The sequence below is a fragment of the Ruminococcus sp. 1001713B170207_170306_F1 genome (assembly GCF_015668065.1).
Taxonomy (GTDB): domain Bacteria; phylum Bacillota; class Clostridia; order Lachnospirales; family Lachnospiraceae; genus Blautia_A; species Blautia_A faecis.
On record NZ_JADPEX010000002.1, the window covers coordinates 141,109 to 156,807 of the forward strand.

General features: G+C 40.5%; 11 protein-coding genes. 1 reads left to right on the forward strand and 10 read right to left on the reverse strand.

Annotated elements, in window-relative coordinates:
* Positions 1–18: 18 nt before the first annotated feature.
* The 8 genes from I4V84_RS02360 to I4V84_RS02395 all read right to left on the reverse strand — a co-directional run bounded on the left by I4V84_RS02360 (position 19) and on the right by I4V84_RS02395 (position 11,666).
* Positions 19–1,317, reverse strand: coding sequence for a TIGR02679 domain-containing protein (locus I4V84_RS02360; protein ID WP_195991171.1), 1,299 nt, complete (start codon positions 1,315–1,317; stop codon positions 19–21).
* Entirely contained in the window at positions 1,295–5,410 is a 4,116-nt protein-coding gene (locus I4V84_RS02365; RefSeq protein ID WP_243283999.1) for a TIGR02680 family protein, read from the reverse strand. The genes I4V84_RS02360 and I4V84_RS02365 overlap by 23 nt, the downstream gene beginning before the upstream one ends.
* Positions 5,400–6,542 (reverse strand): TIGR02678 family protein, encoded by a 1,143-nt coding sequence (locus tag I4V84_RS02370; RefSeq protein ID WP_195991172.1) that lies wholly within the window; start codon positions 6,540–6,542, stop codon positions 5,400–5,402. Before I4V84_RS02370 ends, I4V84_RS02365 begins: the two co-directional genes overlap by 11 nt.
* Entirely contained in the window at positions 6,542–8,026 is a 1,485-nt protein-coding gene (locus tag I4V84_RS02375; RefSeq protein WP_173715796.1) for a TIGR02677 family protein, read from the reverse strand. Before I4V84_RS02375 ends, I4V84_RS02370 begins: the two co-directional genes overlap by 1 nt.
* Before the next feature lie 391 nt (positions 8,027–8,417).
* The gene (locus I4V84_RS02380) at positions 8,418–8,780 is read right to left on the reverse strand and encodes a type II toxin-antitoxin system HicB family antitoxin (protein WP_117449528.1); all 363 of its coding nucleotides are present in this window, start codon (positions 8,778–8,780) and stop codon (positions 8,418–8,420) included.
* On the reverse strand, positions 8,764–9,021 hold the full coding sequence (locus tag I4V84_RS02385; RefSeq protein WP_055054195.1) for a type II toxin-antitoxin system HicA family toxin: 258 nt from the start codon (positions 9,019–9,021) through the stop codon (positions 8,764–8,766). The genes I4V84_RS02380 and I4V84_RS02385 overlap by 17 nt, the downstream gene beginning before the upstream one ends.
* Positions 9,022–9,351: 330 nt before the next feature.
* Positions 9,352–10,701 carry an aminomethyltransferase family protein gene (locus tag I4V84_RS02390; protein ID WP_173715795.1) on the reverse strand — a complete coding sequence of 450 codons (1,350 nt, stop codon included), beginning with the start codon at positions 10,699–10,701 and terminating at the stop codon, positions 9,352–9,354.
* Positions 10,702–10,721: 20 nt separating this feature from the next.
* A complete protein-coding gene (locus I4V84_RS02395) occupies positions 10,722–11,666 on the reverse strand; it encodes an NmrA family NAD(P)-binding protein (protein WP_118514200.1) in 945 nt (314 codons plus the stop codon).
* Between the two features lie 249 nt (positions 11,667–11,915).
* Between I4V84_RS02395 and I4V84_RS02400 the strand changes: the two genes are divergently transcribed.
* The gene (locus I4V84_RS02400; RefSeq protein ID WP_195991173.1) at positions 11,916–13,487 is read left to right on the forward strand and encodes a helix-turn-helix domain-containing protein; all 1,572 of its coding nucleotides are present in this window, start codon (positions 11,916–11,918) and stop codon (positions 13,485–13,487) included.
* 62 nt (positions 13,488–13,549) lie between these two features.
* Here the strand turns inward: I4V84_RS02400 and I4V84_RS02405 are convergent, their stop codons facing one another.
* Together I4V84_RS02405 and I4V84_RS02410 are read right to left on the reverse strand one after the other, a co-directional pair.
* Complete coding sequence (locus I4V84_RS02405) at positions 13,550–14,755, reverse strand: MFS transporter (protein WP_195991174.1); 1,206 nt, start codon at positions 14,753–14,755, stop codon at positions 13,550–13,552.
* A gap of 69 nt (positions 14,756–14,824) precedes the next feature.
* Positions 14,825–15,550, reverse strand: coding sequence for a hypothetical protein (locus tag I4V84_RS02410; protein ID WP_195991175.1), 726 nt, complete (start codon positions 15,548–15,550; stop codon positions 14,825–14,827).
* Positions 15,551–15,699: the final 149 nt, after the last annotated feature.

Consider the following 15,699-nt stretch of genomic DNA (forward strand, 5'->3'; position numbering starts at 1 on the left):
AAGATCTTCATCTGATTTCTATAGCATATCTTCTGCCAGCATCTCCTGATATCCGGCTGTCCTGTATTTTCCGATCAGCGCTGCCACCGGCTTTAACCTTTCATCCGTTATTCGTTCCAGTATTTTCAGCCGCTTAGGTGATATGACCTCTTTGGATCTGCATCTTTCGTAATCCGCGGCTTCCATATGCCAGTAATAAAATTCGCCCTTATAATACTGTGACAGTTTCTGTGCGATCAACACACCTTCCGGATCCAGATCTCCTGCATAATAAATCCGTGTTTCGGATTTTGCAAGTAAATCCAATGCCATCAAACCTGCCAGTCTTGGCTGACCGTTCATGCACATATATGCTTTTTCCTTATGATCTGTTTCTTCTTTTCCACAAAGCATGGCAAAAACCGAAGGATTTTCCACAATATATATTTCATTTTGGGGACAATAGAGTGCATCCCATTCTGTAAGCACTGCAAGAGGAACCTGTACAATATGCTGTTCTTTCGCAAAACCTGCCATACCTTTATGATAATTTCCATCTTTTTTCACAGCCTGCACCTGATACAGCATGGTATAATTGGAAACATCATCCAGCATGATTCCTGCCAGCAGATAACTTTTCTGACGCTTATACGCAGGAAATATTGCAGATGTCTCTACTGTAATTCTTCGTATTTCCAAATCCATCTGTATGATCTGATATAAAAAATTCCCATCTGCTGTTCCAATATCAAACGCATGTGGATTGCCTGTCCGCATAGCTGCAAATACGGCAAGGTACATCTTTGTGCTGCGATATGGCAGATTGTTATAGATTTCTGCTCCAAGCCGCAGCATCTTGTCCCATTTGGCCAGTTCCTGACTCCCGTTGTCTTTCACAATGCTTCGCAACGATTCTAAGGCTGTCTCTACAGGAGTTCCTTCATAGTCTCTCTGAAAAATCTCCCATATACGCTCTTTTTCCTGTTCCCGTAAGGATTTTTGCTCCTGTCTTACAAGCAGTGGCTCTTCAAAAAAATTCTCCAACAGGCATTCCGGCGTTATCTCTTTATATCTGCTTGTTTCCAGCGCCTGTCTGAATTTTTCTGAGGACACCGTTACACTTTTCTGACTGTGAAAAGATTTTCCAAAAAATCCTTCCAGTTCTTCAATATCTGTTGGTTTCAGATTCTTCAGAATTACTTTCCCACCAAACCTTCCGTAAGAAATATATTTCTCCCGAAAGCCTTTCAGAACCTTCTCCCAGACCGGGCTCAGGTGAAAATAAGCCAGACAGTCTTTCATTTTATTTTCAGATTTATACTCCTTCTGCCTGTCCAAGCTCTATTCCTCTCTGTTCAACTTCTTCCTCGTGTTCTAACAATTCTTTCCTGTGACCATTCCATAAATAAGGCATAACGGTTACAAATTTCGCATTTCCCGGACGGATTAACTGATAGATTGCCAATGCGTCCAACGTATCACAATCTCCCCACAGAACCTGTGAGTTAATAATAAAATCAAACCGGAATTCTGTCATCAGACGGAACATATCGCGAATATTTTTATTATCTACTCCGGCAAATGCCTCGTCCAGAGATATCAATCTCGGTGCATCTTCTCTTCCTCCCTGATACTTGGCCACAACTGCTGAAAACAGCGGTACATACATGGACATTGCCTTTTCTCCGCCACTGAAGGTTCCGAATACACTATTTGTCAGCTCCTTCTGACGTTCCCCGTTTTTCTGGGAAAACAGCTGGAATTCAAACCATTTACGGTAATCCAGCGTATCCTTCATGATCTGATAGAAGGATATCATTCCCGCACTGTCTTTCGCATTTCTTCGTGCCTCTGCCACTTTGGAACGGAAATGGGCAGACAATCTGGCTGCCTCATCTTCACTCATCAGCCGATAATCTTTCTTCAGTAATTCTACCAGTTCTTTCGTATCCAGCTGGTCTTCCTGTTCTGCAGTCTTACTTCGCCATCTAAGGCTAAGCTTTAATCCGCTGGAGGTATTCATACCGTTCATCAGGGAATTCATTTTCTGTACCCATGTATTGGAACCGTTAATCTTTCCACGGATTTTTCTGCTTACCGTATTGGCAAGAATGTCTTCAAACAACTCCCGATCTCCATCTTTGATCAGATTCTCCAGCTCTGTAATGTCTTCTTCAAGATGCAAAAGAAGACTGGCAAATGATATCTTTACGCCTTGATATCTGGCCGAAATGTCCAGTCGTTTTGCAGGAAATTCCGTTTGTTCTTCTTCCGTAAACAACTCATTCTGCATTAAATGATAGTCTGTAAGAAAGCCTCTGTTTTCAAAATATACCTTATTCAGATCGCGGATCACACTGTCTTTATCCAGCGCTTTTACATCTGATTCCAGATAACTTCTGATATGTGCGGCATCTTCCGGTATCTCTTTTGGTATTTCCACATAATGCAAAGCCTTTTCCATATCATAGCATTCCGAAAAATATTTCGTTTTCTTTTCATATTCTTCAATTTTCTTCTTGTTTTCGTCTAAACGCAGTGTCAGTTGTCCCACTTCGTCTTCTTCATGTGTCTGTCTGCTTACGCATACACGTAATTGCTCCGGATAATCCTGCAGCCAGTTAATACATACATCAAGCCGTTCTTTAATTTCTTCGTAATCAGTCAGACGCAATTGTTCCTGAATGGAAGCCTGTTCTTCTGTCTTTCTCCTGATTTCTTTTTGAATCTCCTGCAGATCATACCGTATCTGTTCCATATCTGCATCCAAATCTTCCAAATGTTCTTTTCGCTCTCTCAGATACATCAGACTTCTAAGATACATTTCGTGTGCGGCAATCAGGCTGATCAAATGCTTTCCATATTCCTCTGCTGCTTTTTTTGCTTCTTTAAATATATCATAAGAACAGGTCAGATATAATGCTTCTGCAATTTCCAGTGCTTTCTTTTTCTTTTCTTTCAGTATCTCGGCCAGTTCACGGATCTGATATTCCAGTTTATCACTCTCTCGCTTCAGCTGTTCGCACTCTCGTTCCTCGGCCTGCAGCATCCGAAGTGCTTCTCTCATATCTGTGTCTTTCGGAAGATTCTCGTATTCTTTTCTGAGAATAACTTTTCTGTCAGACAGCTTTCTATGCAGTTCCTCCAGCTGCTGTAATGCGGTTTCCAACTCTGTGATTCTCTGTCTGCACTCTTCTATCTTTGCCTGTCTGTGTTTTTCACGGGCCTTTGTTCCAAGGAATCCTGCCTCATATTCTCCTGTTACAGTTCCGGCAAGCACTCCCATTCCGTAAGTTCCATCTTCTGCAACCGTAAACAAGCTCTCACTATCATATGCAATACTTCCGAGAATTCCGGTCAGACGCTGATTGGAAAATATGTCGTTCACTTCTTCATTCAGTTCCAATACATCTAACAGACTTCTGTCTGGCTGCAAATTCTTCTGACTGTTCTTGCAGACAAACAGATAGTGATCTTCACATCCTTTTTCTGTTTTCAGAACCTGCTCTTTGTATTGCTCATCTATTACCAGTGCATCCAGAATTCCCATCTTTAATAAAGCTTCTTCCAAACGGTTACAGGCTTCTTCTTCCAGATTATTTCCAAATTCTATGACCTTGTAAAATTCCTGATATGGAATTCCAAGAGCATCCAGTCTCTTACGGTTACGTATAACTGCCTCTGAGCGTTCCGGCTGTGGTTCTTTCTGATTCTCCCATTCTGCCAGATCAGCCCTTACTTCTTCCAATTCCTTTTTTGTATTCTGGCTCTCTGTATCATTTACCGAAAGTTCAGCTTCGATTTCCCCATTTTTCTTGATCCATACATCTGCAATCCTCTGACGAACTTCAGCAAAATCAGAAGATTCCTTATACGCATCTGCAAATATACTTAATTCTCTTAATAATTCTTTTTCTAATGCCAGCTCCTGGTTTGCACCGTTCCACTGATACAATGCTTCTTTCCATTCATTCTGTGTCTGCACAAATACAGATTCCAGTTCTGACACTTTTCTCTGAAGAGTATCCAGTTCACGAATCCGTCTTTCTCTTTCTTTTATCAGATCATCTTTCTGTCTTTCCAGGTGATCTGTCTCTGCAAGAATCTCTGTTCCCTCATTTATTTTTTCTTTTGTGCTGTCAAACTGCTGCTGGTGTAAATTGAATTTGTATGGTTCTTCCAGATGTTTTTCCAGCTCTTCCGTCATAAATGCATGCTCTTCAAAGGCCATGGTATCAGCCTCATCCTGCATCTCTTCTATAAGCTCTTCCAGTTCTTTTTCTTTCTCATATTTCCTGTCTTCTTCTGTTTTAATCTGATTCTGTGCATCCTGATATTGAGTCTGTTTCTGCTCCAGGAATCTCTGCTTTTCTCCCAGGTTTTTCTGTTGTCCGTTTAATTCTGTAATCAGCTCCGCTTCTCTTCGCTTCAATGCTACCGCGTCGCTTTTGTTCAGAGATTCTTTCTCTTTCTCCATGGACTCACGTTTCACATCCAGATTCTGATGTTCTATTTTCAAGTCTTCTATCTTCTGTCTGCATTCACGTAGCTTTTTCTCCTGTTCATTTTGCCGCGTCCTTGCATTTTCCAAATTTAGCCCAGCCTGTTCGCAGCGTTCTGCTTTTTCATATAATAATTTCTGATTATATTTTGAAAATACTGCCTGGATTTTTTCTGCTGCCTGTCTGGCTTCTTTTCTGTTTTTCAGATTCATGGTCATGGTATCCATATTTTCAATGGCTTCCGACATAGGACGCAGGTCATCATCAGACAGGGGCTGAAGGGAATCACTTAAAATATCATTGATTACAGATGGCTTAAAATCCTTGGAAAGCTTCGGTGTACGCAGCTGAATCAAAAGATCTATCATTTCCTTATATTCTTCTGTTGTCTCAAATCCAAAAATCTGACGGTTCACATATTCCATATAATCAACCTGTCTGTCAATAACGCGGCCGCCATCCCCAATCCTGTTTTCCAGCTCTTTTTTGGAAAGTGTAACCTTTTCTCCTGAATCCTTGTATAAAAAGAAATCCTTACCGATACGTCTTCCATCGGTCAGGCTAAAATACCATTTATCCAGATTCTTTCCTCTTCTTGCGCGGATACCCATTCCGATGGTCAAATATGTGTCACTGTTTTGTCTTTTAAGCTCCAGATACAAATAGCCAGTGCGTTCTTCACGTCCGTCATCTTCTTCCAGAAGATAGCTGCTCATCTTACGATCCCTGGAACCGAAGGGATCCAGTCGTTCCGGACTCATATTTCCATCCAGAAGAAGGGGCACCACACTCTGCATGGTTACTGATTTTCCCGATCCGTTTGAACCTCGAAGGAGCATTCTTCCCTTCACAAATGGGAATTCCTGTTCGTCATAATACCAGAAATTAATCAGCCCGATCTTATTTGCCTGCCATCTGCTATTCATCATTTCTTCCTCCCATATAATCCTCCGGATAACTTCCCTGTATTTTTCCGGTGAGAGGACATATTTTTATCTGATGAGCGAGTTCTTCTTTTCTTATGAACATCCACAACTTCATCTCATCCAACACACTTTTTACAAATTCCCCTTCCGGCATCTCGCGATAATTTTTCGAAAATCCACTTCCATATTCCTGTTTCATTTCTTTTATCATATTTTCAAATTCAATCTGATCTATAAGACAGGTTTCATCCAATCCGGTCTTCCATTGACCCTTCTCAATTTTCTTGCGTATTTCACGAAAACACAAAAGCAAAATATCGGATATGGAATTATTGCCGGGAAATACCGTTCCCATCCTGCAGTCGTCTCCGGATAGCAGATATGCACTTCCTTTATGAATGTGCACATGACAGTCAAATATCAGCTCCAGTTCTTCGCTTAATCTGCGTCCGTAATATTTCAGATATTCAAAATCCTCCGATGAGCCATCCGCTTTGTACATACCAGGTGCAAAAATCAGTCTTTTATAAACCCTGTGTCTTCTTGCAAAGCCTCGGTCTTCATCCACTTCAAACCAGTCACTTTCCTGAAAATCTTCCGGTTTCGTATATTCCATAATGTCTTTTGAAAAGCTCTTCATAAAATACCTGGATGCCCCTGTATTTTCATAAAGCACTTCTCCTCCTTCGTCATCCATGAATGCCTCGTCTTTTCCATCTGTAACTCCAATAAGCCCCTGATCTGCTGCAAATCTCATTACACGAATCAGCTTTCTTCTGTTCGTATACAATGTCCAGTCAGAGATTTCCCCAGGCAGATTTGCTGTAATATATTCCGTCAGCTGTGATATGATAAACTGCTCCTGTGCATCTCTATCTTCCAGAAACATCAGCAAAATACAGAGATAGGCATATTCTTCTTTTGAGGAAAATTTCTGGATCCCCATAAAGCTTTCCGGTATCACCGGAATCTTCTCCATCTTTATCAGAAGTGAATTGTCAATGATCTGGCAGCCCATTTTCTCTGTAGTAAATTTACGCAGTTCTCCAAGAGCATCTCTTAATTTATAATAGGTTTCCTTATCTCTGGATTTTAATACCCATCTTTTATTTAACAGGATCTCCAGTTCCTTCATCACGTTTCCTCCTGAAATACAATTGACAGATCAGGCATAGTAAAATTACCATCCAGACAATGCACAACACAGGTCTCATCTGCCCGGCTTCTGTCTAATATGTATCTTCTTCCATCATCCGTTCTTGCAGAAAAATCCGCAGATTCCATGGCATCCGACAGCCATTTCAAAAGGATCTCTCTGATTCTTGGTTCCAGCACCGGTAATTCTCCAAAATGAATCCTTCCATTTACTTCCAACGCCTGCAATTTTTCCATTTCTTCTCTCTGTTTTTCCAGCATTTTACGTCTTGTTTCCTGCTTTTGCTCTGCTGATTCGCGGATCGCACTTCTTCTGGATTTCTCCCTGTATGTACGTATCCTTGGCTTTAAACTGATTTCCATGGGTTGTTCTTCGTATACTCCGATATTCATGCTATCCGTTTCACGTACCAGATCTCCGGCAATATGCTGCGGGCACTCCATGCCAAATACCATTGCAGACATTTTGTGGGCTTCTTCCATATCCTGGCATTTCAAAAATAATTCTGCCACTTTGCGGTATTCTTCTTTTCTGTTAGCACCTAATGCATTCTTTTCACTTAACTGCGCTGCATATCTTGTGATCCTGCGAATAATATCATTTGTTGCATCAAAAAGCTTTCCCGCTTCATTCTCCTGACCTTCCTTTCCTACAAACCAGTCATAGATACTTTGATAACGGCCCTTTACTTTCTGCCAGATCATTTCCTTCGATACTTCCACATCCATTCGCGGTATCGACAATTCATAATCAACTACTTTTTCAAATACCTGATTTTTCATCTCTTCCTTCTGCATGCATAAGCTTTCTTCTATCACACCTACATTTCTCTGTAATCCCTTAATAAAGCTGCGCAGATATTCGATCAACCGGTCTTTAAACACCAGAAACTGTTTCGTATGCATCATTTCTTCTGCCCGCACACTGTTCAGATCTCTGATATAGTCCTGATAATTCTGATTCAGACGTACAAAATCATTATTCAGATCTGTCCACCAGGTATATACTTCATTTTTATCTCTTTCCACCATCTCCGGAAACCGTTCTATCCCTCTTCGTATCCGCTCCAATAATGTGGGTTCTAGGGATGCACCTTCAATGAACAGGTTCTCAAGTCTAAGCACCAGACGTTCTATCTCTACACTATATTCTGTCATCTGATAGCGGTACTTTTTGTTCTTAAATTCTTCAATGGATGCCACCTTTTTCGTATCCTGGATCGTATTCAGATTCTTCCATTCTGTCAACATTGTGAGATCCTGCTGACACTGCTCTGGTCTGTAATCTGCAAAAAAAGGATCCTTTATCATTTCTTCGTAAACCTCTTCCTGGTACAGCCAGTATTTCAGTTTCTCGTAATGTTCAAAAAAAATACGCATAATACAGCGATATCTGCTTACATTATCTGCATTTAAATATTTCGCTTCTGTCAGTGGTTTGATTAATTTATCTGATACCTGCATGAGGCCTCTCCTTCTTTTCATACATGGGGTTACTTATATATAATGTCGGAGGCAAAAGTCCCCGACTACCATACCTGCGGATTGTTTCACTGATTACATTGTACCAAGACGTTGTCCAGTCGACCAGTCCTAATCTGTAAAAGCTGCTATTTTTTTGCACGAAAAGAGGCTGCAGGAATTCTATCCTACAGCCAATTTCGCTTTTTTGTTTATTTCACTTTTTTATTCAAACTCGGCAAGTCCAAAGATATTCTTAAACATATTTATTTAAGTTTTGTATCTTTTTTGCCATTATTTTATTTCAGTTGCATATATTATTTTGGCTCGCTGATTTTCTGTTGCCAATTTGTTGCCAGCTTATTGTAAATGATGTAAATAAGTTTGACAACATTTATTTTGAGAACACTGCATCATTTCTGGAAAGAAGGTACACACAATACTGATTCATGCTGATTCCTTCTCTCTGCGAATGCTCTGCCAGTGATCTGTGCAGACTTCTCGGAATTCTCAATTTAAACTGTCCGGAATAGTCTTCCAGACTGTCTGGTTCATGAATCTCTACACCATCTTCTAATGCAGCTTCAATCCATGCTTTTTTTGCATCCAGTGCATTTGCTACCGCACTCTCCACTGTCTCACCACAAGTAATGCAACCAGGCAAATCCGGATAAGAAACTACAAATCCGCCTTCATCTTTATCTTCCACAATTTCCATACGATAGGACATTGCCATATAATCATTCAGCGTCTTCATCATTCTTCGCCTCGCTTTCTACAATCTGCCTTACCATTTCTACATATACTTTCTTGATTGGTTCATGCTTTGGTATTGTAATTGGCATACACCCTTGTTTTCTGAAAGTATAATGGCTACTTCCACTTCTTGGTGCATTCATTTCGTATCCATAACTTTCCAATACCTTCCGTAACTCATCAAACCGGAGGTCTTTCGATAAATTGCATATACGTGTTATCAGTTTATCCCATTTTGACATTTGTCATACCTCCTATCTATATTATATATGGTGTCATATGTGGTGTCAATCAATTTATTATATTATTCCATGATGATTCTACGTTCCTAACAACTTCTATTGGTTTTCCCTGAATTATAGTCTCTCCACCTTTATTTCCTGCATTTCTTCCTACATCTACAAGATAATCTGCTACATGAGAAATAAATTCTATATTATGTTCAATAATTAATACAGGTATATGTATTAAGTTAAAAGAATAAACCCGTAAACAGCAGATCCCCTGCAAAGCTTGAAAACTCTGCAGGGGAACACATAAATTTTATTTTCCTTATGTAATCATCTCCGGTTTCATCTTTCAAAAACAGGTATATCCGAAACATCCCGCTTTTCATTACGGATATAATCCTGATTATACGGGAATCTGGCAACCTTTGCGCGAACCTTCATCTGGCGGGTTCCCGGCGTTCCCCAGAGTATTTCAAGCTCCGTCCCTTCTTTGGCATATTCTGCGGAAATGAAGGCCAGAGAAATCATGCTGTTATAGGTATAAGAGATGATTTTTCCGCTTGTGATCCCGATCTCCTTATCTGCAGCCAGCACCTTATCCGCCCGGTACTCAAAACCAAACTCTCTGACACAGAAATAGTATTCAAGAGCGCATGGTTTGGTAATATCCTCGCAGGGTTCCTCCCCAGGTCTGAGCATGGTTGCAAAGACTTCTGCCACATCCTCGGCGTTCCACTCCAGGGTTACGCATTTTTTTTGGGGCTTTTTCGACATTTCAAGGAGGGCTTCTTTTCCAATGAAGTCATGATTGTATTTAATCAGGAAATCCCATCCCACATCATAGGGAGTAACAAAGCGAGCCTGAAGATCATCCCCCACACTTCCGAGAAGCCTTCGATTGAGATTGAACATGGATAACTGAGGCACTGTGCGCATATATTCTGTCATTTTCTCGCTGGTTTCCAGCCACGGAAGCGGATAGTGAAGATTGATATTCGGGAATCCGGCCTCCGTATGGTTAAACATGTTATAAGCCTGGAGCCCAAGCTTTCTTGCTCCCAGCTTTTCACCTGCCGCCCATACCAGATTATAGATCTCCGCATAATCCGCCATATCTCCGTGAATTTCATAAGCAAGGTTGCCGGACATGCCAAGCCGGATGATGCGTACCTGTTTTCCGTTTACCTCCTGGATTCTATGTCTGCCGAATTTGATGTCGTGAAGATTAGCCTGGAATGCGTTTTCCAGAATCTCTAAGGACTTTTCACCGTCAATCTGGATAAAATATTCCTTTCCGCTCATGTTTTCGCCATGCACATCCAGATCTGATGTATTGACATAATAAGAGATCACCGGATCAAGCCAGTAGGTTCTGTAACGATCTTCTCCGATACGGATTACAACGCCGTCTGTCAGAATCTGACCTTTCTCATTGCACATTACGGCATGGCGTATGCCGTTCATTCCCAGCGTGGTAAAATCATTTGTACAAACCTGTCCCATTAATTTAACGGCATCCGGTCCGTATACATCATAAATGGGGGATGTCATAAGCGCCGTTCCAATCCATGCGCTGGTCTGATATGCCTTGATCTCATCCTCCACGCCCGTATAAGCATATGCCGTAATAAAAGATCCCTGTGGGAACAATAAGGTGGCGCCTTCCAGCGCCGGATTCATCATTTCTGCCATTTTTCGTCCTCCTACTGTTTTTAATTATCTGTAGATGTTCTTGTTCCGATTAAATGATTTTCCATATCTTCAAACATTTCTCTTACCGTGATGGGCTTTTGCCCTGTCAGCTTTTCAAAATCATCTGTAAATGTACTCATTTGATTCAGACGGATTGCCCTGCCAAAGGACACCATTCCATCTGAGCAAAATGGAAAGTTCTTCGCCGTGTCCGCCCACATTTCCTCCGTTGTCCTTGGAACGCCGATGGAGTCAAAGAACTCATACATCTCATCATCGTTGATATATTGATATTCCGTCTTTTTACCCGTAACCTCCGAGGCGATTGCCATGTACTGTGCAATTGTCAGAAGCTCGGCTCCATTTATATCAACAATTCGATCTTCCCAATCAGACATTGCCGCACAGGCCGCCGCAAGCGCACAGTCATCCCTCGAAACAAATGCCATTTTCCCATCTCCCATGTTATTGCGGATGATGCCGTTTGTATTTTCAACTGCTTCCACAAATGTGGAGACCATTGCTTCCGCATATTGGGAATCCCGAAGAATCAAATAATGGATGGGCTGTTTTTTGATATACCTTTCGGTCCATACATGATCGTTTACTTCGTAAGCATTGATATCCTCATGTCCGGCTCCTACAATCGATGTATAAACCAGTTTGTTTACACCTGCCGCCACAGCCGCATCAATTGCAATTTTATGTGCCGCTCTTCTTTTCGGTCCAACGAATGGCATGGAGATCAGAATAACTGTATCCGCATCTTTAAATGCTTCCGTCAGTTTTTCCGCATTGTTAAAATCGGCAATTCTGGTTTCAATGCCCATTGCCTGGTATTTTTCAAGACCATTTTTTGTTGGAGCCGTAAAAATCAAAGCTTCATGAGGATATTTTTCCAGCAATACACGGGCTGATCTGCTTCCAAAATTCCCGTCTACTCCATTTAACAATATCTTTTTCATAAAAAATAATCCTTTCAACTATATAGTTATAATATTAAAAAATCGATACCCCTTTATAGGATGCTCCCTCAGCTCTTTTTATTGCCTCCCTCCTTTTGTCTGAATTATATTATCTCCTCTCTAACTGTCGGCGCCTGAACAGTGTTTCCTATATATTTATAGTAAGGCAGTTGCCATCTCCCGTCATCAGTTATATAATTCATTTATACTGTCTTTTTTCGTCAAAAATAACCAAAGGAGTTTTTTGCAATGAAATCTATGAGCATTTCTGTCATCCTTGACTGGATTCCTGATAAATACAGGGTTTTTTATAAATCTACGGTCTTAGATCAATTATTCCGGCATGCCCGCATGCTTGATGATTCCATGGAAATAATCGATAATGATTTTCTGTATTTAACACAAGAGAGCTCTTTCCTTGATAGGGAATGGGATATACGTAAGCCCCGGTTCCTGATTTTCTGTACCAAAACCGGATCAAGGGAGGGACAGATAAACCCTTCCTGGATGGAGCATGCCGCCATCTTATATACGGACGAGCCTTTTCATAAGGTATTCCGTGAGTTTCTGGATATTTTTGATAAGTACTATGCCTGGTATGAGCAATGCCTAAATATAATTATCGAAAACAAAGACGTTTCAGATCTGCTTGATTATGCGACCACCTTTCTTTGCAACCCGATTGCCCTTTTTTCTCCAACCGGAAAGCTGCTGCATTATACCGGGAAATTTCAGGAAAAAATCGAGGGAACTCTCTGGGACGAGGTTATCAATTTCGGCTTTACACCGACAGAATCCATATATCCTGACGAACACCAGAGAGTTATGCAGGAAATTCACAGCGGAAACCGCTTAATCTCCAGCGTCTTTCGTCAGGATCCATCCCATCACTCTCTGACCGCTCCGCTTTATTTTGAGGGAAAAAACTTTGGAGCATTCGGTACGACAGATATAAACGGTCCCTTTACGGAAGCACAAAAGGCTTTGTTATTAGAAGTCGTTCATTTTACAGAGCTTGCTATGAATCACCAGATTCAGCCTTTTCTTTTGCAGGATGAAGAAAACTATTATGTTATACGGCTTTTACAGGGATATCCGGCAGATGAGCTTTCTACCTCTTATTATCTCCAAGCCAGAAATTATACGAACCAGGATATTTGGTATCTTTATCAATTTTCCCTTCCGGAATCTGACGTCTCGGATACCCGTCAGTCTGCCTATATTCATCAGATAAAAAACATTCTGCCTCATGGAGTTGTCCTCTATTTTGAACATTCTATTGTTGCGGTTTGCCGCAGGCGGGATTTTGATCCTGATTATGAAAAATCATACGCCGCACTGGAGGATTTGCTAAAACGGCTTTCCCTTAAGGTCTATATAAGCACCCGTTTTTTTAGATTCACGGAGCTTTCCATGGCATATGGACAATGCAGGCTTATGAAATCTTACCCTTTGGAGCCTCAAAAACATATTCAAAGGTTTGATGAAGCCTTTCTACATGTTTTATATGGTGTCCTTAAGGAAAAAAACTCCTTGCCGGGCTTCTGCCACCCAGCTGTTTTATCCCTGTGGCAAAGCCATATGGAGCAGGATCTCACACTCATTCATAACTTAAAATGCTATCTTATCAACGGAAGAAATATAGCGGAGACTGCCCGGACGCTTCATCTTCATAGAAACACCTTGATCTACCGGCTACGAAAAATCGAAGACCTGCTCCATATTTCACTGGATTACCTGGATGAAAAATATGCTTCTCTATTTATTAATATCCTGCCTCATCTGCGAAACACTTTAATTTGGACATCCTCCTATGCTTGAAATTTGGCTTGCGACAGCAATTTCATTGCAACATAGGAAGATTTGCATTTATTTTGTGATTCTTACTTTTGATTGTTTCCAAACTGAGGGAGTAACAGCCCACAGAGGAACATAATTACCATACATATGGATGCAAGCATAAACAACAAACTATAATTTTCTCCCGCAATCGGTGTTAAGATATAAGTTGGAATCAAAACAGCTCCAAGAAGCTGTAATGTAGAGATGACACCCGCCGCACTTCCTGCATATTTAGTTCCAAGTCCTTCTAACAAAACCGGTGCGGAAAGGAAAATAGGCATTGACGCTCCAAGCATAATTCCAGTATAAAGAACCAGTATGTGTAAAACGAATATGGACGGAAATCTCCAACACATAATAATTCCGGCAAAACTCAACACGGCAGCTCCTGATACAAACACTTTAACATTTTTGATTTTAGAGAATACAATGGGACCTGTAATAGAGCCAATACAATTTCCCAATGTCAACATAGATGCAATCGTACCACATACTTTCATATCTATTCCATACATGGTCTGCAATGCCATCGGCATAAAAGTGGATAAAGTTACCGTACTGCCAAGAGCCATCATAATGCAAATAGAAACCAGCCATACACCTTTATTAGAAAGTACTACCTTAAGAGAATCCCCAATGGAAGGTTGATTTTCCTGATCTATCTTCTCCCTTTCTTCCATTGTATCCTCTGGCTTATCTTTCACAAAAAGCAACCATAAAACAAATACACTAATACAGAATATTGCTGATACAATAAAAGCAGATGTCCTGCTATCAAACAAAACCGCCGTCGTTGCTGTCGCAAAGGCTCCCGGAAGTTGTCCGCAAAATGCAAATATGCCCATCAAAATTCCTAGCTTTTCCTGCTCAAACCAACTTGCAGTAATCTTGGATGCATTAATATTGACAAACATATTGGAGAAACCGGTTAATGCCATGCAAAGAAAAAATGGCATATAGCTATTTGCAAAAACTCTCCCAATCATTCCAATTCCAGCTATAACAAATGAAATATTAATGACTTTCTTTGAACCAACCTTGTCAGAAATCATTCCTCCTACAAAACTCAAGAAAATTGCTACAATCATAGGCGCCGTAAATAAAGATGAAAACTGCGATGTTGTAAGTCCAAAAGATTGTATTAGTTCCGGGGCATACACGGATAACTGGTATTGTGCATAACTTCCCGGCATATATGCAAGACACATAATCGTAAATACCAGCCATTTTCTATTTTTTTTACTCATGGAAACTCCCTTCATTCTTCAAAGCCATACGGACAAGAACTAATATCATAATTTTTATTCTCAACCAGATCATTTAATGGAAATTTTGCAATTACTGCACGGATATCCTTTATACGCTTTCCATAATCGCCCCATTTTACAATCACTTCTTCGCACTCTTTGGCATATTCCATGATATACATTGGGACCATCTTCTTTTAAACCACGAATTTCATATGCAAGTGTTCCACTCATCCCAATCCTGTTCACTTCCACTTCAATATTCAGTCCCGGAATACTTACCTTACGAAATTGCAAAAATGCTAGATCATGAAGATTCGTATTCGTAAGTTTTTCTATAATTGTTAATGACTTTGGTCCTGAAAATTGAAAGACAAAGATATCACGCATGGTCATTTTCACATCATAAGCACCAGTCTCCAACAGTTTCATTGCTGCAAATGGAAGTGCAGCCGTAATCCGATATGTATTATCGTCGTCTTTCATACTAAGACAATGAGCTGCTATCAATCCTTCTTCATCAAGCATAACCAAATGTTTATGTTTTCCGTTTTTCCATTTGCTAATGTTATTCATACAAAGTTTTGAGAGAAACGCCTGTGCATCTTTTCCTTGGAATGTAATTTCAGCCCCACTAATCCCTGCATGAATATAACATGTTTCTGCCCACGATTTACAAGTTTCATACCAAGGATCAGCTTCCCAAGTATAAAGATTCCCAATATTCTGAAAATAGGTTAAAACATCTTTATACTTGGGCTCATAATCTACTCTCGCTCCAATATAATCCTCCACTACACTTTCCTCCTTATTCCGCTAATACCCCAAATCATTCCCAGCTCTGTTCCCTCTTTTGCATAGTCCGGGTTGATAAAGCCCAGTGAAATCTTGCTGTTGTAATGATAAGAAATAATCCCACTTTTTTAATCTTGCATCACAATTAT

Excerpts from the sequence above, each read along its gene's own strand:
- I4V84_RS02380 (WP_117449528.1), bottom strand. The coding sequence starts at position 8,780 with ATGAAGACGCTGAATGATTATATGGCAATGTCCTATCGTATGGAAATT.
- I4V84_RS02400 (WP_195991173.1), top strand. The coding sequence starts at position 11,916 with ATGAAATCTATGAGCATTTCTGTCATCCTTGACTGGATTCCTGATAAA.
- I4V84_RS02365 (WP_243283999.1), bottom strand. The coding sequence starts at position 5,410 with ATGATGAATAGCAGATGGCAGGCAAATAAGATCGGGCTGATTAATTTC.
- I4V84_RS02405 (WP_195991174.1), bottom strand. The coding sequence starts at position 14,755 with ATGAGTAAAAAAAATAGAAAATGGCTGGTATTTACGATTATGTGTCTT.
- I4V84_RS02395 (WP_118514200.1), bottom strand. The coding sequence starts at position 11,666 with ATGAAAAAGATATTGTTAAATGGAGTAGACGGGAATTTTGGAAGCAGA.
- I4V84_RS02375 (WP_173715796.1), bottom strand. The coding sequence starts at position 8,026 with ATGCAGGTATCAGATAAATTAATCAAACCACTGACAGAAGCGAAATAT.
- I4V84_RS02370 (WP_195991172.1), bottom strand. The coding sequence starts at position 6,542 with ATGAAGGAACTGGAGATCCTGTTAAATAAAAGATGGGTATTAAAATCC.
- I4V84_RS02385 (WP_055054195.1), bottom strand. The coding sequence starts at position 9,021 with ATGTCAAAATGGGATAAACTGATAACACGTATATGCAATTTATCGAAA.
- I4V84_RS02390 (WP_173715795.1), bottom strand. The coding sequence starts at position 10,701 with ATGGCAGAAATGATGAATCCGGCGCTGGAAGGCGCCACCTTATTGTTC.